The following is an 18,274-nucleotide window of genomic DNA, read 5'->3' as shown; positions in this document are numbered from 1 at the left end:
CGAATGGGTCATTGGGGACGCCAGACGTCCCCAATGACCCATTCGCGACACACAAGGTCGCGGTCGGAGCCGACGGCAGCTCGGCCGCGCGAATCCGACTTGCCGGAACCCTGGGGATGGGGGTGGGTGCGGCCGCACCCCGCGGGTCAGTACGCGGCCGCGACGTCGACGATCCAGGTGACGCCGAAGCGGTCGGCCAGCATCCCGAAGGCGGGCGCCCACCGGGCCGGGCCGAACGCCTCGATGACCGTCGCGCCGTCGGCGAGGCGCTCCCACACCGGGGTGACCTCGTCGACGGTCTCGCCGCGAACGGAGAGGAAGAACGGCTCTTCGGTGAGCGTGGTGCCGTTCTCGCGGCGCGTGGTGGGCGCGCCGGCGGCGACCGGCCGGTGCTCACCGGGCACGTCGTAGGCCATCACCCGGAAGCCGTTGTCGGCGACGACCTGGCCGAACACGACGTCGGCGGCGCCGGGCAGCTCGGCGGGCATCCCGAAGTCGCCGTAGGTGACGACGGTGAGCTGCCCATCGAACACCGACCGGTAGAACTCCAGGGCCTCGCGGGCCTGACCGCGGAAGTTCAGGTGGGCGACAGCGTTGAGCGACATGGTTTCCGATCCTTCGACCAGGGTTCTCCGCCGGAGGTCTCCGGCAGTGACGCCACTGTGTCAGGGGTAGCGGTCAGGGAACGTCCGCTTCTCGTGGCATCCTGAAACCATGCCGATCGCCTCTTCGACCACGACGTCGAGCCGCCTGCTGTCGCTGTTGTCGATGCTGCAGGCCCGGCGCGACTGGCCGGGGGTGCTGCTGGCCGAGCGGCTGGGGGTCAGCGAACGCACCGTGCGCCGTGACGTCGACCGGCTGCGCGAGCTCGGTTATCCCATCCAGGCGGTCAAGGGACCCGACGGCGGCTACCGGCTCGAAGCGGGCAGCCAGGTGCCTCCGCTGCTGTTCGACGAAGAGCAGGCGGTCGCGCTCGCCGTGGCGTTGCGGATGGCCGTCGGGACGGGCGCGGGCATCGAAGAGGCGGCCGCCCGGGCGCTGGCGACCGTGCGCCAGGTGTTGCCGTCGCGGCTGCGGCAGCGGGTCGACACGCTCGAGATGAGCACCGCCGGGCACCGGGCCGAGCCGCAGGTCGGCACCGACGTCCTGCTCGCGCTGAGCGCCGCCGTGCGGGCGGGTGAGGAGCTGCGGTTCGACTACCGCTCGCCCGGACGGCCGGCGGACGACGGTGCGCGCCCGCCCCGCCGGGTCCAGCCGCACCACCTCGTCGTCCGCGGCGGCCGCTGGTACGTCGTCGGCTGGGATCCCGAGCGCGCGGACTGGCGGACGTACCGCGCCGACCGGATGACCCTGCGCGTCCCGAACGGCCCGCGGTTCGCGCCCCGGGAGGTGCCGGGCGGCGACGTCGCGACGTTCCTTTCCGCGCGGTTCAAGGGTTCCGACACCGTCAACGCGTGGCCGTGCCGGGGTGAGGTGGTCCTCGCGCTGCCCGCCGCCGAGGTGGCGCCGTTCGCCGGGGACGGGGTGGTCGAGGAGCTGGGCCCCGCCCGGACCCGGCTGACCACCGGGTCCTGGTCCTGGGCCGCGCTCGCCGCGGGGTTGGCCCGGTTCGACAGCGAGATCGAGGTCGTCGGGCCACCGGAGCTGCGCGAGGCTTTCGCCGAGCTGGCGGGGCGGGCCGCCCGCGCCGCGGGGACCAAGCCGGCCTGACCTCGACGCGGGTTGCGCCCGTGTGGCACATCACACTCGCGCTGCACGCCGGCGGCCGGTGAGCGTCTTTCTTCGTGAGAGCACTTTCGGTGAAAAGATCACCGGGAGACGGAGGGAGATCTCATGAACCGCATCGGACTCGTCCGCACCACCACCGTCGCCGGCCTGGCCGCCGCCCTGGGCCTGGCCGCCGCCGTGCCGGCCCTGGCCGCGCCGGCCGCGGACCCGGTCACCACGGTCGCCGACCTCAACGGTGACGGGGAGCTCGAAACCGTGACCACCCAGCTGACCGGCGAGAGCGACCAGCTCGTCTCGGCCACGGTGAACGGGACCTACACCTCGATCCACCTGCCGGCCGACAGCCAGTTCGGCATCCAGGCGCCGCGGGTGACCGACCTCAACGGCGACGGGCGGGCCGTGCTCGTCGTCACGCAGTCCGTGGGCGCGAACACGACGTTCTTCTCCGTGCTGCACTACGACGGCCGCAACCTCAGCCAGGTCGTCGGCGCCGACGACAAGCCGTTCTCGGTCGCCGAAGGTGGCGGGGTCGCCGCCCACCTCGGCTACCGGTGCACGCCGTTCGAAGGGGGCCGGGCGTTCGCGACGGTCGCCGCCGAGACCGACGACATCAGCCGCCCGGTCGACCAGCTCACCTACTCGGGCACCCGCACCGTGTACACACTGCGCGACGGCGCGCTGAGCGTCCAGGAGTCGACGCCGTTCAGCGGGCGTCCCCTGACGGACCCGGTGCTCACCGAGGACGCCGCCAGCTGCGCGTGACGGCCGCTGCCAGGCCGGTGCCAGCCGCGCGTGCGCGCCGTGGCAGCGGCTCCGGCGAAGGTTCGGGGACCGCCTGGGACCACCGGGCGGTCCCCGAACCCGGAAAGAGCGCCGCATGCCCACTCCCGTCACGATCCTCGGCGCCGGCCTGGCCGGCCTCACCCTGGCCCGGGTCCTGCAGGTCCACGGTTTCCCGGTCACCGTCCACGAGGCCGAGCCGTCCCCGGCCGCCCGCGCGCAGGGCGGCCTGCTCGACATCCACGCCCACAACGGGCAGCACGCCCTGGCCGCGGCCGGTCTGCTGGACGGGTTCCGCCGCCTCGTCCTCGACGGCCGGCAGGCGACACGGATCCTCGACCGGACCGGGACCGTCCTGGTCGACCACCCCGACGACGGCACCGGTGGCCGCCCGGAGGTCCAGCGCGGCGAGCTGCGCCGGCTGCTGCTCGACTCGCTCGCGCCCGGGACCGTCCACTGGGGACGGAAGGCCGCGGCCGTCCGCGGTCTCGGCGACGGCCGCCACGCGGTGACCTTCGCCGACGGCGAGAGCGTCGTCACGAACCTCCTGGTCGGCGCCGACGGCGCCTGGTCCCGCGTCCGGCCGCTGCTTTCCGGCGCTGTGCCCGCCTACACCGGCGAAGCAGCCGTCGAGACCTACCTGTACAACGCCGACGAGCGTCATCCGGCCGCGGCGAAGGCGGTCGGCGGCGGGTCGCTGGTCGTGCCCGGCGCCGACCGGGCGATCATCGCCCACCGCGAGCGCGGCGGGACCCTGCACGCCTACGCGATCCTCACCCGGTCGCAGGACTGGTTCGCCTCGCTCGACCTCGCCGACGCTCGCACGCCCGCCCGGATCGCGCGGGAGTTCGACGGCTGGGCGCCGGAGCTGACCGCGCTGATCACCGAAGGCGACGTCCCGCCGGTGCCGCGGCCCTTCTTCACGCTGCCGGCCGGGCACCGGTGGGACCGCGTCCCCGGGGTGACCGCGATCGGCGACGCCGCCCACCTCGCGGTGCCGGACGGCGAAGGCGCCAACAACGCGATGACGGACGGCGCCGAGCTCGGGAAAGCCCTGGCCGCGCACCCCGAAGACGTCGAAGCGGCACTGGCGGAGTTCGAGCGGGCGATGTTCGCCCGCACCGCCGGACACACCGGCGGCACCGGGTTCTTCGAGCGCGCCTTCGGTGACCTGGACGAACTGTTCCCGGAGGATCAGGAATAGGTCCAGTGGCCGAGCCAGGATTCGCGCCAGGCCACCGTCAGCTCGCTCACACCGTCCACATCGGACTGGTCGACGTGCGCCTTCCACGCCTCCTCCAGCGCCGCGCACAGTTTGGACGCGGGCAGCTCGACCCCGCCCGAGGAGAACTGGCGCAGGACCGTCTTCGGCACGGCCAGCTTCGCCTTGCCCCGCACCACCGACTGCTCGGTCGCCCGGCAGATGAGGTACTCGACGGTGGCCAGGTCGCCCGCCGAGCCCGGCGTGTCCGGGGACACCGTGGGCGCCACCTGGGCCAGCGCGCGGTACAGGCAGTCCAGCGGGGCGGCGAGCCCCTGGTGCTGGCGGGCGATCTCCCACGACACCCACACGGCCATGCAGTCGGGCATCTGGAACGGGCGGTAGGCGAACGCGGGTCCGGCGAAGGTCTGGTAGTCGCTGGTGGGATCGGCCGGGGGCGGGTTCGGCCCGTCGGGGTCGGGCGGCAGGCCGAGGCGCTTGAACAGCTCGCGCAGCAGCTTCTGCGGCCGGGCCGGCGTCGAGGACTCGCCGAGCAGCTTGCCCAGGATGCGGTTCAGCCGGTCGGCGGCGACCCCGTGGATCGCCAGCTGCAGGTGGACGAACGCGACGTCGGACAGCGTGGTGCCGGCGCAGCCGACCACCCCCACCTGGGGATAACGCTGCAGGAAGGACGCGATCGTGTGCGTCGAGCCGATCCGCGCCGGCCCGACGAACGTCACCGGCAGGCACGCGCCGATCCGCTGCCGGGACCGGAGATCACCCTTGTACAGCGGGGAGAACTCGCCGTCGGCGTGGTAGACCTCGAACCAGTTCCCCTGCCGGTGCCCGGGGCGTGTGTCGGCGAGCCAGAAGCTGTAGCCGTGCTTCTCGCACAGCTCCCGGAACCGGTCGGCCAGCTCGAACCGCGCGGCCGCGGACACGTCCCGCAACGCGATCGCGAAGCGCACCGCCAGCGACGCGCACGGCGGCGCGACCTCCTTGCGCGTGCGCAGGTCGTGGTTGCGGGTCTTCACGATCGTCGGCAGCTGGGCCGGGCACTGCAGGGACAGCAGCGGCGCGTCGAGGAGCGCGGACGCGGCGTCGGAGATCTCGCGCACCAGGTCGCGGATGGCCAGGCCGTGCCACTCGCACACCTCGCGCGCGCCGGGGTCGATCGCGATCAGGCCCTCGAAGGTCTGCGCGGACTCGTAGATGAATGTCGGGTTGGGCGAGGTCGTCTGGTGGAAGGTCCAGGCGCCCGGGCTCTGCTGCGGGCGTTCCGCCGGCTGGTGGCCGTCGACCCGCTCGACGACTTCGGTGCCGTCCAGGGGTTTCCGGGTGCGGGTGCCGATCACGACGCCGGCGCCGTTCGTCGCCGAGCAGAGCGTCTCCAGGAAGATCGCGCTGCCGGGGTCGGCGGAGACGAGCTCACGCAGGTAGCCGTGGCGCGCCATCGCGTGGTGCACCTCGAAGTCCACTTTGGTCACCGGCTGCCGGGCTATCTCGAACCCGGCCCGCGCCAGGTCGGCCACGTTCCGCACGGAGATCCGCCGGCTGCGCATGGTCACCACCCTCCGGACGAGTCGAACCGCACGTCGGCGTCGAGCGTCCGGTGCCGGTCCCAGGCGCCCGCGCCGGCCCAGCGCGGCGCCCCGATGCGGGACAACGGGATCGCCGAGCCGCGCCACGACGCCTGGCCGAGCAGCACCAGCGCGGCGAGCACCGGGAAGCCGACCGCGATCGTGAGCGTGACCTGCACGACCTCGCCCGGGCTCTGCGTCGCGACGGCCGCGGCGAACCCGGCGACGGCCGCGATGCTCAGCTGGACGAGCGCCTGCGGCAGCGTGCCGAGGTACCCGAGCACGGTGCGGCGCGGGGGCAGCGACAGGCGGCTGTAGAGGAAACCCGGCAGCAGCAGCAACATCGTGATCACGGACTGGCCGTCACCGATGTGGCCGAGCGCTTCGGTGGCGGCGCGCCCGTACGGCCACGGGCTGCCCACCAGCATCCAGCCGAGCACGAACGAGACCGTCGCGACGGCCAGCGCGTAGAAGGTCACGTTGAGCGGGCCGGACTTCGTGGAGTCCTTGAGCACGAGCGTCGCGCGCACCCGGACGTGGTCACCGCGCGAGTCGCGGCCGCCGGACCGGCGCCAGTACGCCCGCGCCTCGTTGTCGGCGATGCCGTTGACCAGGACCAGGTCCTGCCCGAACTCCCGGTCGGTCAGCTCCTGCGCGGCCTGGCGCAGGTTCGCGGCGGTGAACACCGGGTGCCGCCGCAGCGAGTTGTCCAGCTCGCCCGAGTCCGTCCGCACGGCTTCGCCGGTGGTGGCCGCGGCGGCGAGCCGGTGGCAGGCGGGCAGGCTGCGCGGCGAAAGCTCGACTCCGGACTGGCCGGCCTCCCACTTGCGGCGGCGCAGCAGGTCCGCCAGCCGGCGCAGCACGGTCTGCGCCTGCAGCTCGAGGATCTTGTGCCGGGCGCCGTCGGCCTCCTGCAGCGGCGCGGCGTCCTGCCGTTCGGCGAGCGAGACCAGGTCCTCGGCCAGGCCGTCCACCTGGTGCTGGTCGGCGTCGGTGGACAGGTACATCCGGGCGATCTCGGCCTCCGGCGCCGTGCGGGCCACCAGGTGGTAGGACTTCAGCGTCGCCGGGATCATGGTCTCGTAGCTGACGACGTACCCGCGTTGGCTGGAGGCCAGCCGCCGCCACTGCTCCTTCGCGGCGGGCTGGCGCGCGTCGACGTGCAGCGGGGTTTCGTAGCTGAGCCGGTGTTCCTCGACCGAGTCGTCCAGCGCCACCACCAGCATGTAGTCGCGGACCGCGACGTTCAGCAGGTACGCGTACTCGACCAGCAGCTCCGAACAGCCGGCGAGGATGTCCAGCGCCAGCTCGCGGCACTGCCGCCCGTACCCGGAGACCGTGCCCTCGGCCGGGGCCATCGTGAACTCCGCGTCCGGGTGGTTCCGTTCGGTGAGCAGGGTCAGCAGCGCCTGCTGGATGAGCCAGCGCGGTTCGTGCACCTGGAACAGGAAGGTGTTCAGCTCGTGCTTCGCGGTCTGCGCGTTCTCGTCGCCGGCGAGGATTCCGCGCAGCAGCCGGTAGAGCCCGGAGGCGACCAGCCGGGACGCCTCGTGCTGGGTGAGCCGCGGCAGTTTCTGGCCCGCGCTGTCGAAGACGTCGACGGGGGAGACGTCGCGGCGGGGCAGCCGGGCCAGCGGCACCCACAGGGACCGCTGCCGCGCCGGCCGGGAGGCGGCCCGCTCGCCGTGCTCCTGGCCGATGAGGTCCTGCAGCTGCGCGGTGGCCTGGCGCTGTCCCTCGTCGAGGAGCTTGAGGCTGACGTCGACCTCGGTGCTGCGCCGCGCCGTCCCGTGCTCGACGACGGTCAGCCGCTCGGTCAGCCGGCGCACGTGGTTGAGCCGCAGGGAGGTGTCCAGGAGCGCCAGCCCGACGGCGGCGCCCTGCCGCGACAGCCGGGGCGGGGCGCCGGGAATGGGGATCGTTTCGATGGCGTGCCGGAGACTGTCGATGCCGTCCACCCAAGTGAGAGTAGGAGGTGTCACGCTCGGAGACGAGGAAACGACGATATTGCGTCCGGCGGAGATGCCTGACACGGTGTGCCGATGCTGAATCAGGTGGCCGAAGGCGTGTGGGTCCGGCAGAGCGAATGGGTCTGGAGCAACACCACCGTCGTCCGCGGCGAGGACGGGGTGGTCCTCGTCGACCCCGGCATCAGCGGCGCCGAGCTGGACGAGCTCGCCGACGACCTGGACCGGCTCGGCTTCCCGGTGGTCGCCGGGTTCTGCACGCACCCGCACTGGGACCACCTGCTCTGGCATTCCCGCTTCGGCGACGTGCCGCGGTACGCGACCGCCGCCGCGGCCGCGGTCGCCACCGAAGCTCGCGAGCGGGCGCAGGCGATGGCGGTGGAAAGCACGTCCGGCGTTCCGCTCGACCTGGTCGCGCTCGTCACGCCACTGCCCGCGGACGGCGGACCCGTGCAGGGCGAGGTGATCGAGCACGACGCGCACGCCGTCGGCCACGCCGCCGTCCTCCTCGCGGACCGGGGTGTCCTGCTCGCCGGCGACATGCTCTCCGACGTCCTGATCCCGCTCCTCGACCCCCGCCGCACCGGCCAGGAGGACGCCTACCCGGCGGCTCTCGACCGGCTGGCCGAGGCCGCCAAGGAGGTCGACATCGTGATCCCCGGCCACGGAGCCGTGGCCACCGGCCCCGAGGTGGCGGCCCGCTTCGCCGTCGACCGCGCCTACCTCGACGCGCTGCGCCGGGGCGAGGAGCCGGCCGACGAGCGGTGGGGAAAGCGCAAGTAGCTCAGGAGCCGGCGAGCGAGTCGCGCAGCACGTGCTTCTTGATCTTCCCCGAACCGGTCAACGGGAACTCGTCGACAAAGCGCCAGACCCGGGGTGTCTTGTGGGGCGCGAGGTTCTCGCGCACGTGGGCGAACAGCTCCGCCTCGTCGGCGGTCTCACCCGGCGCGAGCCGGACGAACGCGGCGACCTGCTCGCCCCATTCGGGATCGGGGACGCCGACCACCGCGACGTCGTAGACGGCCTTGTGGTCGAGCAGGACCTGTTCGATCTCCCGCGGGTAGATGTTCTCACCGCCGCGGATGATCATCTCCTTGACGCGGCCCTCGATGCGCAGGTACCCGCGGTCGTCCATGGCGGCGAGGTCGCCGGTGTGCAGCCAGCCCGCCGGGTCGATCGCCTCGGCCGTCTGGTCGGGCCCGTCGAAGTAGCCGGTCATGACGTGGTAGCCGCGGGTGCACACCTCACCGACCTCGCCGCGGGCGCGCACCTCGCCGGTGGCGGGGTCGGTGATCTTGACGGCGCAGCCGGGCAGCGGCCGCCCGAGCGTGCCGGCCCGGTCCTCGGGACTGTCGTCGAGCCGGGTCATCGTGATGCCGGGGGAGGCCTCGGTCTGCGCGTAGACGATGCTCATCGGAACCCCCACCGCGGCCTCGACGCGCCGGACCAGCTCGGGCGGGACCGTCGCGCCGCCGGAAAGGGCGTAACGCACGGAAGAAAGGTCCGTCCCGGCGAACCGCGGGTGGCCCAGCAGGGCCAGCAGCATGGTGGGGACACCGCCGAACACCACCCCGCGTTCGGCTTCGATCAGCTCCAGCTGCAACCCGGGGTCGAACCACGGCAGCAGGACCTGGGTGCCCAGCGACGCGATCGGCGCCAGGGTGGCCAGCACGCAGCCGGCGGTGTGGAACAGCGGCATCGGGTTGACGAAGGCTTCCCCGGGCCGCATTTCCAGCGTCCGCACGTAGGACAACCGCGCGTTGCCGGTGATGCCGCGGTGGTGCAGGACCGCTCCCTTGGGGGTGCCGGTCGTGCCGGAGGTGTACTGGATCTGGGCGGGGTCGCCGGGGTGCACCACTGGCAGCGTCTCGGTGGGGGAGCCGGATGCGCGGAAAGCCGGCCAATCCTGGAACAGGACCGTCTCACGCAGGTGCGGGAGCTCCGGCCGCACCCGGTCGAGCAGGTCCGCCATCGGGCTGTCGCGGTACTCCGCGACGAGGAAGATCCCGGCGGCCCGCGACTGGCTCAGGACGTGCCGCAGCTCGCCCTCGCGCAGCGCGGGGTTGACCGTCACGAGCGTCATCCCGGCGAGCGCGGCCGCCAGCTCCAGCAGGACCCACTCGGGAATGTTGTTCGCCCACACGGCCACCCGCTCGCCGGGCCGGAACCGGCCGAGCAGCGCCCGGGCCGCCGCCTCGGCCTCCGTCAGGAGATCCGAGTACGTCCAGCGGCGCCGGGCCGCCGGGTCGGGAACACCCTCGACGAGCGCGAGCGCGGACGGTGCTCGTTCGGCCGCCTCGCGGAGCAGCGCGCCGACGGTCAGTTCGCTGACGAGGTCCGCTTCCGCCGCGGGCACGTAGGCCGGTTCCGCCATCGCTGCCTCCTTTTCGGATCGGTCACCGCGCCTGCGGAAGACCTTCGGGCGCCGGAGACTCAGCCGAGAGCACCGGCGACGGCTTGAACCCCTTGAACACGAGCCAAAGCCCCAGCGACAGTTCCCACCGCGCGATCGGCAGCGCGGCCGCCGCCAGCGGCACCAGGCGCGCCCGGTACAGCAGCGAACCGAGCAGCAGCGCGTTCACCACCGGCATGAGGCTCTGCCCCAGCAGGAACAGCCGGTCGTACAGCGCGACGAGCGCCTGGCTCGTCACCAGCGCGCCGTCACCGGCGCCGGACCGCCGCAACGTCACGACCGTCGCTTCGTTCTGCCGCCGCACGACCGGGAACAGCACGACCGCGGTCCCGACGCAGGCGAACGCGACGACCACCTCGAGGATCCCGCCGACAACGGCGCCGGTGTCCGGACCGGGCCCGGTGACGTAACCGCGCTCGCGTACCGGGCCGTAGCGCGCGAGGGTCGGGATCGAGACGAAGGTGAGCAGGTAGAGCGCGCCCGCGACGAGCGCGGTCTTCCTCGGTGCGTCCATGTGCCGCTCCGGCGGGGGAGTGAACAGGATCCGAAGCTGTCACGGTACGCCGGTGGACAGGAGACCGCGGACGTGTTGGGCTGAACCCGCCCCGGAGGGGACGGTCGGTCATTTTCCGCCCGGCGAGGAGTGAGGAGCGCGGCCCTGAGCCTTTCGGACTACCTCCGTGAGAACTGGATCGACGTGGTCAACGACGCGATCCTGCACGTCGACCTCACGCTCGCGGCGATGGCGCTGGCTGTGCTGATCGGGATGACCCTCGGCCTGCTCACCTACCGGCGGCCGTGGCTCGGGTCGATCGCGACCACGACGACCGCGGCGTTCCTGACCATCCCGTCGATCGCGCTGCTGGGCATCCTGATCGGACCGTTCGGGCTGGGACTGACGAACGTCCTGTGCGCGCTGGTGCTCTACGCGCTCCTGCCGATCACGCGCAACACGATCGTCGGCCTGCGCGGGGTCGACCCGGCCGTGGTGGACGCGGCGCGCGGCATGGGGCTCGGCCGGGTGCGGCTGCTGTGGCGGGTGCGGCTGCCGCTGGCCTGGCCGGTGATCCTCTCCGGCATCCGCGTGTCGACGCAGATCACGATCGGCATCGCGGCCATCGGCGCGTACGTCAAGGGACCGGGGCTGGGCAACGAGATCTTCGACGGCCTCGGCCGGTTCGGCTCGGTCAACTCGCTGAACCAGGTGCTGACCGGGACGCTCGGGATCATGGTGCTGGCGCTGCTGTTCGACCTGGCGTTCGTGCTGGTCGGCAAGCTGACGGCGGGGCGCCGTCCGCGCACCCGCGAAACCGCGGCCCCGGCGCGGGTGGTCGGCACCGCCGGCGAGACGATCGAGCTGCGGGAGCTCAGCAAGCAGTACCCCGGCCAGGCGGCGCCCGCGGTCGACCGCCTGACGATGCGGATCCCCGCGGGGGAGATCGTCGTGCTGACCGGGCCGTCCGGATGCGGTAAGACGACGACCATGCGGATGATCAACCGGCTCGTCGAGCCCACCTCGGGCGTGGTCACGGTCGGCGGCGCCGACGTCGCCGCCCTCGACCTCGACGAGCACCGGCGCCACACCGGTTACGTCATCCAGCAGGTCGGGCTCTTCCCGCACCTGCGGGTGGACGCCAACATCGGGGTGGTGCCGCGGGTTCTCGGCTGGACGCGGCAGCGCGTCGCGGGCCGCGTGCGAGAGCTGCTCGACGTCGTCGGCCTGACGCGCGAGCACGGCACCCGGTACCCGCGTGAGCTTTCCGGCGGCCAGCAGCAGCGGGTCGGTGTCGCGCGGGCGATGGCCGCCGACCCGCCGGTGCTGCTGATGGACGAGCCCTTCGGCTCCACCGACCCGATCACGCGCGCCCGATTGCAGGACGAATTCCTGCGCCTGCAACGGGAAGTGCGCAAGACGATCGTGTTCGTCACGCACGACTTCGACGAGGCGCTGAAGGTCGGCGACCGGATCGCGGTGCTGCGGCCGCGGTCGGTGCTCGCGCAGTACGACACACCCCAGGCGATCCTCGCCGCGCCGGCCGACGACTACGTCGCCAGTTTCGCCGGCTCGAAGCGGAACCTGAAGCGGCTCGCGCTGATCCGGGTCGGCGACCTGGACCTCCGGCCGGCGGACGGGCCGGACGGGCTGCCGCCGGTCTCGCGCGAGGCGACCCTGCGGGACGCGCTGGACACCATGGTGCGCACCGGAAGCACGGCGGTCGTGGTGCCCGAGGACGGCACGGTGTGCGACGGGCCCGCGATCTTCGCCGCGCTCCGGCCCGACGGCGAGCCGGCCCCGCCGGTGGTCGCGGCCGCCGAGGACACCCCCGCCCCGGCGTCGGCCACCCGGCCGCGCCGGCGCCGGCTCGGGCTGCTGGTGCGCCCGGTCCTGCTGGCCCTCGGGCTGCTGGCGCTCTTCCTGATCGTGCGCGCGCACCCGGCCGACTCGATCGAGCAGCGTTACCTCAACAGCGGCGAGATCTTCACCGAACTCGGCGCGCACCTGCGTCTCACGCTGATCTCGACCGTGTGCACCATCGTCATCGCGCTCCCGCTCGGCATCCTGCTCACCCGCGCCGGCGCCCGGTGGGCCCGGCCGATCGGGCTCGGGCTGGGCAACCTCGGCCAGGCGATCCCGTCGATCGGGCTCGTGGTGCTGCTCGCGCTCTGGGCCGGCACGGGCACCGCGACCGCGGTGACGGCGCTGGTCGTCTACGCGACGTTGCCGGTGCTGCGCAACACGATGGTCGGGCTCGACGGCGTCGACCCGACGCTCGTCGACGCCGCGCGCGGCATGGGCATGACCCGGACGGCGATCCTCTGGCGGATCGAACTGCCCCTGGCCGTCCCGGTGATCCTCGCCGGGATCCGGACGGCGCTCGTGCTCACCGTGGCCAGCGCGACGCTGGCGACGTTCATCGACGGCGGTGGTCTCGGCGGCGGGCTCGTCGCCGGGATCGGGCTGTACCGCCCGTTCCTGAGCTTGACCTTCGGCATCATCGTCGCCGCGCTGGCGCTCTTCGCGGACTGGCTGGGGCTGGTCGCGGAGGAGGTTCTGCACCCCCGCGGCCTGTAGCCCGACCGAACCAAGGAGGACCAACCCATGCGGATGTTCCAGCGCACGGCGGCCGCCGTGCTCGCCCTCACCGCGGCGGCGGCGCTCGCGGCCGGCTGCACGATCGGCAAGGACGAGACCGGCGCCCAGGTGGGGGCGGGCTCCATCAAGAAGATCGACGCGCTGGCCGGCGCGCAGATCCGCGTCAGCTCCAAGGAGTTCGACGAGCAGCTGCTGCTCGGCCAGATCGCGCTCGTCGCGCTGCAGGCGGCCGGGGCCAGCCCGCAGGACAAGACGAACATCACCGGATCGAGCAACGTCCGCCAGGCGCTCACCAGCGGCGCGGTCGACCTGTACTGGGAGTACACCGGCACCGCGTGGATCAGCTACCTCAACGAGACCAAGCCGATCGCCGACCCGCAGGCGCAGTACGACGCCGTCAAGCAGGCCGACGCGGCCCACGGTGTCACCTGGTGGGCCCGCTCGCCGGCGAACGACACCTACGCCATCGCCGGCAACGCCGCGGCGATCGCTCGCACCGGCGTCAAGACGATCTCCGACTACGCGGCGCTGGCGAAGCGGGACCCGGCGGCGGCCTCGACGTGCATCGGCCCGGAGTTCAAGAGCCGCGACGACGGGTTCCCCGGAGTGGAGAAGACCTACGGGTTCACCCTCCCCGAAGCACAGGTGCACGTCCTCAACGACGCCGTGGTGTATCCGAGCATCGGCAAGGGGGACACCTGCGCTTTCGGGTCGGTGGCCTCCACCGACGGGCGCGTCGCCGGGCAGAAGCTGACGGTCCTCGACGACGACAAGCACTTCTTCCCGACCTACAACCCCGCCATTTCGATCGCCGGCGCCGTTGCGCAGAAGTACCCGCAGCTTGAGCAGGTCTTCACGCCGATCGCCGCGAAGCTCGACACGGCGACGCTCACCGACCTCAACAAGAAGGTCAGCGTCGACGGCCAGAAGCCCGCCGCCGTGGCGCGCGACTGGCTGAAGTCGGCGGGTTTCGTCAGCTGATCAGGCGTGCCGGGTGGGCCGGTAGACGAGCTCCTGGATGTGGCCGTCGAGCGTCCGGCTCTCGAGCAGCTCGAGGTCGAAGTCGGCCGCGTCCCGGAAGATCGGGCCCTCCCCGGTCTGCCCGGTGATCACGGGGAAGAGCGTCACCTGGATGCGGTCGACCAGGCCGGCGGCCAGCAGCGCCCGGTTCAGCGACAGGCTGCCGTGGGAGCGCAGCGGCACGTCGGACTCCGCCTTCAGCCGGGTGACGACGTCGACGGCGTCCCCGCGCACGACGGTCGCGTCCGGCCAGTCCAGCGGTTCGCGCAGCGTGCTCGACACGACCGTCGCGGGCAGGCTCCGCATCCGCTCGACCCAGGGGTCGAGCCGGCCGGTGAACGCGCCCAGCAGCTCGACGTTCGTCCGGTGTGTGGCTGCCCCGAAGACCATGCGCTGGTCGTGCTCGTACAGCGAAAGCCGGCGTTCGAGCAGCTCGGGGCCCTGCTTGCCCCAGTAACCGCCCCAGTCGCCGTGGTGGGAGCCGAAGCCGTCGAGGCTGGAGAAGACGTCGAAGGTGTAGGTCGCGGTCATGGTGTCCTCCTCGGGTGCAGGCCGGTCCGTAGCCGGCGCTCACTGTGGCTACGAACGGGCCCGCCCCGATTCGACATCAGCCCCGCGGAACCGCGACCAGACCGACGTTGACGGTGATCGTCCCGCCCGGCGCCACGGTGAAGGCGTCCGTCACGGCGGTGCGCTGCCAGCCGTTGTCGGGGATCTCGGTGAAGTCCGAGTCGGTGGCGTCGTCACCGACGTTCGGCGTGGTGAAGGTCCACTCGTCCGGCCAGACGCGGACCTCGGCGCGGTAGCGCTTCGCCGGGACCGGGAACGAGAACGTCCCGTCGGAGGTGTTCGCCCAGCCGTAGCTGTCTTCGTCGTCGAGCGCGCGGATCGTGATGCTGCCCGCGTTGACGGCCGGCTCGTCGTCCTGGCGGACGCCGTCGGCGTTGCGGTCGTTCCAGAAGAGGCCCTGGACCGTGCCCTTGCCGACGATCGTGATCGGCTGGTACGCGTTGTTGTTGCCCGCCTGGCTTTCCGGCGAGGTCGTGGTCGCCCACGCCGTCGCGGACTGCGTGTCACCCGGGTCCACACCGGTGACCCCCGCGGTGACGAAGACCGGGTACGCCGTCGCGCCCGGGGCGAGGTCGCCGACGTGCGAGCAGCGGATGACCTGGCCCTCCAGGGCGCAGTCCCACTCGCTGCTCGTCGAGGTGCCGGTGATCTGCAGGCCGTTCGACAGCGCCATGCTGACCGTGACGTCGGACGCCGGCGCGTCGCCGGCGTTGCGGACCTCGGCCGACACCGAGGTCCAGCCGCCCACCGGCAGGATGTGGCGCGGCGCGGACACGCTGAGCGCGACGTCGGCCTGCGGGGCGGGATCGGGGTCGGCCGAGGCGACCCCGGCCCCGGCGGTCAGGAGCCCGAGCGTGAGCGCGGCCGCGGTGAAAACCCGGCGGTGCGCCGATCTTTTCCGGATGGTCAAGGAAACCCCCTGTGCTCGGCGGCCCGGACTGCCCGGGCCGTCGAGGTGAACACGCGCGAAGGGGACGGAAGGTTGCGCCGACGATCAACTCGCCGGAGTGCCGAGGCCGCCGATCAGGAGGTCGACGATCCGGCGGGCGAGGTCTTCGAGCTCGGCGGCGGTCTGGCCGCCGACTCGGTGGTACCACGTGTCCACGGCGTTGAGGTTGCTGAGCAGGGTCCGCGTGGTCAGGGACGGGTCGAGGGCGCGCAGCGAGCCGTCGGCGACGCCGTCGGCCACCACCCCGCGGAACAGCTGCTCGTAGTCGGCGCGCAGCTTGTTCAGCTCCTGCAGCGTGTCGCGCTGGCGGGTCTTGAGCGCGACCGCGACCTGGCCGCGCACCGCCTGGTGCACCACGTGGTGGTAGGCGAGGTCGGTCATCAGGTTCACCAGGTGCGCCACCGCCATGGCCTCGAGCCGGTCGCGGCCGGTGCCGGGGCCGCGGGTGTGCAGCTCGACCCGGTCGCGGACGCGGCCCATCGCCTCTTCGTAGACGGCGAGGAAGATGTCGAACTTCGAGCGGAAGTGGTAGTAGACCAGCCCTTTGGTCGCGCCCACCTCGCGGGCGATGTCGTCGATCGTGGCGTTGGCGAACCCGTGCGCCATGAACGCCTCCGCCGCGGCGTCGAGGATCCTGCGCCGCGCGTCCGGCTCGAGATCGGGGCTCGCGCTCACCTGTCCGTCCTCCTCCTGGCCGCCGCCCATCGTCGCACGGGCGACGTCCGGCGGTTGACACCGCCACGCGGTCGATTCTACCGTGATACTCCGTAGTATTGCAGGTCAGACGGCTTGGAAGTCCGGGAAGGCGTCCAATGACGAACGCAAAAGACCTCGTGCACGAACTCGCCACCAAGAAGGCCGTCACACGGCTGCTGCCCGTGCTCGGCATCGCCTACTTCATGTCCTACGTCGACCGGACCAACGTCGCGCTCGCGAAGACCGCGCTGGCGGCCGACGTCGGGATCAGCGCCGCGGCCTACGGTCTCGGCGCCGGCCTGTTCTTCGTCAGCTACGCGCTGCTCGAAGTGCCGAGCAACCTCGTCCTCTACCGGGTCGGCGCCCGGCTGTGGATCACGCGCATCGCGGTGACCTGGGGCCTGGTCTCCGCCGCGATGATGGTCGTCTCGAACGACCTCTCGTTCTACGTCCTGAGGCTGCTGCTCGGCGCCGCGGAGGCCGGTCTGTTCCCGGCGATGATGTACATGGTCACGCAGTGGTTCTCGCAGAAGCACCGCGTCACGATCGTCGGGCTGATCTACACCGCGCCCTGCGTCGCGGTGATCATCGGGTCGCCGCTCGGCGGGGCGCTGATGGAGCTGCACGGCGTCGGCGGGCTGCGCGGCTGGCAGTGGATGTTCCTGGTCGAAGGGCTGGTCACCGTCCTCGTCGGCGTGGTGGTCTGGTTCGCGCTGCCCAGCCGTCCGGAGGACGCGAAGTGGCTCACCGCCGAGGAAGCCGCCGCGCTGACCGCCGGCGCGTCCGGGCAGGACGCCCCTTCGCCGACGCGGGTCCGCGGCAACCTCAGGCTCGCGTTCGGCCGCCCGACGGTGCTGCTGCTCGGCGCGATCTACCTGATCAACCAGTCGATCGGCGGCGGCATCGGCTTCAACTTCCCGGCCTACATCCAGTCACTGGGCCTCTCGAGCCCGTTCCTGATCGGGCTGGTGGCGGGCAGCGGCGGCATCTCGGCGCTGGCCGGGGTGCTGTTCTTCCCCTGGTTCAAGCGCCGGCACGGGCACGAGGTCGTGCTGATCGGGGTGTGCGCTAGTGCCGTCCTGCTGGTGCTCGTCGGCTTCCTCGTCTCGCGGAACCCGGTGTGGAGCATCAGCCTGCTGTTCGTGTCGAACTTCTTCGCCTTCGGCACGCTGCCGCTGTTCTGGTCGGTCGCGATGTCCCGGCTCTCCGGCCTGATGGCGGCGGCCGGCCTGGCGTTCATCAACATGCTCGGCATCACCGGCGGGTTCGTCGGCCCGTACGTCTACGGCCTCATCGAAAGCTCGACCCACAGCCTGGTGGCGCCGTACTACGTCTTCGCCGCGGCGGCCGCGGTCGCCGTCGCACTGGTGCCCGCCCTGGCGATCGCGATCCGGCGTGACGCGGCGAAAAACCGCGTCGTGACGCCCGAGACCGTCCGGTGAAGCTCGCACTGGTGGCGGCGCTCGTGGCGGGGCTGGTCGTGACCCCGGCGCCGCTGCGGTACGTCGCCCTGGGCGACTCGTCGGCCGCCGGGCCGGGCATCCCCGCGCAGATCGACGCGGTGTGCCTGCGTTCGGACCACGACTGGCCGCACCTGCTGGCCGCGCGGCTCGGCGCCGAGCTCACGGACGTGACCTGCTCCGGGGCGACCACTGCCGACTTCACCGGCCGTCAGGGCGGGGTCGTCGCGCCGCAGTTCGACGAGCTGCGCCCGGACACCGGCCTGGTCACGGTCGCGATCGGCGCCAACGACATCCGGCTGAGCTCGGCGTTCGTCTCGTGCGCGAGCCCGGCCGAGCCGGTCCGGCCGTCGTGTCGCGAGCAGTACGGCGACGAGTTCACCCGGCGGATCGAGGCCACCGCGCCGAAGGTGGCGGCCGCGCTGGCGGAGATCCACCGCCGGTCACCCGCCGCCCGCGTGGTGGTCACGGGGTACCTGACGTACTGGCGACCCGGAGGCTGCTACCCGGCGGACCCGTACACCCCGGCGGACGCGGCCTTCATCCAGTCGGCGCTCGACCGGCTGGCGGTGACGCTGGCCCGGGAAGCCGCGCGCCAGCGCGCGTCCTATGTGGACATCCGCGTGCCCAGCGCCCGTCACGGCCTGTGCACCGAACCGGCGACCCGCTGGCTGGAGGGCGCGGCACCCGCGTCCCCGGCGTACCCGTACCACCCGAACGCGGCGGGCATGGCGGCGGTGGCCGGGATTCTCGCCACCGCCGTGCGGCCCGGCTGAGGCGGACAACCCGGTGCCGGAAATCCGGCAGAACTTTTTC

16 protein-coding genes are annotated in these 18,274 nt (G+C 72.5%); 8 read left to right on the top strand and 8 right to left on the bottom strand.

Going from position 1 to position 18,274, the window contains the following annotated elements; all coding sequences use genetic code 11:
* Window positions 1-146: 146 nt before the first annotated feature.
* On the bottom strand, window positions 147-605 hold the full coding sequence (locus ACZ63E_RS19030; protein ID WP_465337394.1) for a VOC family protein: 459 nt from the start codon (window positions 603-605) through the stop codon (window positions 147-149).
* Window positions 606-714: 109 nt separating this feature from the next.
* Between ACZ63E_RS19030 and ACZ63E_RS19025 the strand changes: the two genes are divergently transcribed.
* The 3 genes from ACZ63E_RS19025 to ACZ63E_RS19015 all read left to right on the top strand — a co-directional run bounded on the left by ACZ63E_RS19025 (window position 715) and on the right by ACZ63E_RS19015 (window position 3,712).
* On the top strand, window positions 715-1,710 hold the full coding sequence (locus tag ACZ63E_RS19025; protein ID WP_465337393.1) for a helix-turn-helix transcriptional regulator: 996 nt from the start codon (window positions 715-717) through the stop codon (window positions 1,708-1,710).
* A 123-nt stretch (window positions 1,711-1,833) separates the two neighbouring features.
* On the top strand, window positions 1,834-2,490 hold the full coding sequence (locus ACZ63E_RS19020) for a VCBS repeat-containing protein (RefSeq protein WP_465337392.1): 657 nt from the start codon (window positions 1,834-1,836) through the stop codon (window positions 2,488-2,490).
* Between the two features lie 115 nt (window positions 2,491-2,605).
* On the top strand, window positions 2,606-3,712 hold the full coding sequence (locus ACZ63E_RS19015; protein ID WP_465337391.1) for an FAD-dependent oxidoreductase: 1,107 nt from the start codon (window positions 2,606-2,608) through the stop codon (window positions 3,710-3,712).
* On the opposite strand, the gene ACZ63E_RS19010 is transcribed toward ACZ63E_RS19015, so the two are convergent.
* Window positions 3,703-5,271 (bottom strand): hypothetical protein, encoded by a 1,569-nt coding sequence (locus ACZ63E_RS19010; RefSeq protein ID WP_465337390.1) that lies wholly within the window; start codon window positions 5,269-5,271, stop codon window positions 3,703-3,705. The genes ACZ63E_RS19015 and ACZ63E_RS19010 overlap by 10 nt on opposite strands.
* Window positions 5,272-5,273: 2 nt before the next feature.
* Window positions 5,274-7,247: a hypothetical protein gene (locus tag ACZ63E_RS19005; RefSeq protein ID WP_465337389.1), complete on the bottom strand. Its 1,974-nt coding sequence runs from the start codon at window positions 7,245-7,247 to the stop codon at window positions 5,274-5,276.
* Between the two features lie 84 nt (window positions 7,248-7,331).
* Here ACZ63E_RS19005 and ACZ63E_RS19000 point away from each other — a divergent pair, with 84 nt between their 5' ends.
* Window positions 7,332-8,039 carry an MBL fold metallo-hydrolase gene (locus ACZ63E_RS19000; protein WP_465337388.1) on the top strand — a complete coding sequence of 236 codons (708 nt, stop codon included), beginning with the start codon at window positions 7,332-7,334 and terminating at the stop codon, window positions 8,037-8,039.
* Between the two features lies 1 nt (window position 8,040).
* On the opposite strand, the gene ACZ63E_RS18995 is transcribed toward ACZ63E_RS19000, so the two are convergent.
* Window positions 8,041-9,630, bottom strand: a complete 1,590-nt coding sequence (locus ACZ63E_RS18995) for an AMP-binding protein (RefSeq protein WP_465337387.1) — start codon at window positions 9,628-9,630, stop codon at window positions 8,041-8,043.
* Window positions 9,631-9,652: 22 nt separating this feature from the next.
* Window positions 9,653-10,183 (bottom strand): DUF4386 domain-containing protein, encoded by a 531-nt coding sequence (locus ACZ63E_RS18990; protein ID WP_465337386.1) that lies wholly within the window; start codon window positions 10,181-10,183, stop codon window positions 9,653-9,655.
* A 129-nt stretch (window positions 10,184-10,312) separates the two neighbouring features.
* Between ACZ63E_RS18990 and ACZ63E_RS18985 the strand changes: the two genes are divergently transcribed.
* The gene (locus ACZ63E_RS18985) at window positions 10,313-12,742 is read left to right on the top strand and encodes an ABC transporter permease subunit (RefSeq protein WP_465337385.1); all 2,430 of its coding nucleotides are present in this window, start codon (window positions 10,313-10,315) and stop codon (window positions 12,740-12,742) included.
* A gap of 27 nt (window positions 12,743-12,769) precedes the next feature.
* Window positions 12,770-13,744 carry a glycine betaine ABC transporter substrate-binding protein gene (locus ACZ63E_RS18980; RefSeq protein WP_465337384.1) on the top strand — a complete coding sequence of 325 codons (975 nt, stop codon included), beginning with the start codon at window positions 12,770-12,772 and terminating at the stop codon, window positions 13,742-13,744.
* Here ACZ63E_RS18980 and ACZ63E_RS18975 read toward each other — a convergent pair whose 3' ends face one another.
* The 3 genes from ACZ63E_RS18975 to ACZ63E_RS18965 all read right to left on the bottom strand — a co-directional run bounded on the left by ACZ63E_RS18975 (window position 13,745) and on the right by ACZ63E_RS18965 (window position 15,977).
* The gene (locus ACZ63E_RS18975; RefSeq protein ID WP_465337383.1) at window positions 13,745-14,314 is read right to left on the bottom strand and encodes a dihydrofolate reductase family protein; all 570 of its coding nucleotides are present in this window, start codon (window positions 14,312-14,314) and stop codon (window positions 13,745-13,747) included.
* A gap of 76 nt (window positions 14,315-14,390) precedes the next feature.
* Window positions 14,391-15,263: an SdrD B-like domain-containing protein gene (locus ACZ63E_RS18970; RefSeq protein WP_465337382.1), complete on the bottom strand. Its 873-nt coding sequence runs from the start codon at window positions 15,261-15,263 to the stop codon at window positions 14,391-14,393.
* An 84-nt stretch (window positions 15,264-15,347) separates the two neighbouring features.
* Complete coding sequence (locus tag ACZ63E_RS18965) at window positions 15,348-15,977, bottom strand: TetR/AcrR family transcriptional regulator (RefSeq protein ID WP_465337381.1); 630 nt, start codon at window positions 15,975-15,977, stop codon at window positions 15,348-15,350.
* Between the two features lie 137 nt (window positions 15,978-16,114).
* Between ACZ63E_RS18965 and ACZ63E_RS18960 the strand changes: the two genes are divergently transcribed.
* Together ACZ63E_RS18960 and ACZ63E_RS18955 are read left to right on the top strand one after the other, a co-directional pair.
* On the top strand, window positions 16,115-17,440 hold the full coding sequence (locus tag ACZ63E_RS18960; protein WP_465337380.1) for an MFS transporter: 1,326 nt from the start codon (window positions 16,115-16,117) through the stop codon (window positions 17,438-17,440).
* On the top strand, window positions 17,437-18,234 hold the full coding sequence (locus ACZ63E_RS18955) for an SGNH/GDSL hydrolase family protein (protein WP_465337378.1): 798 nt from the start codon (window positions 17,437-17,439) through the stop codon (window positions 18,232-18,234). The genes ACZ63E_RS18960 and ACZ63E_RS18955 overlap by 4 nt, the downstream gene beginning before the upstream one ends.
* Window positions 18,235-18,274 lie beyond the last annotated feature (40 nt).

It is taken from the genome of Amycolatopsis sp. NPDC104819, from assembly GCF_055583145.1.
This window is presented reverse-complemented; position numbering and strand designations above follow the sequence as displayed.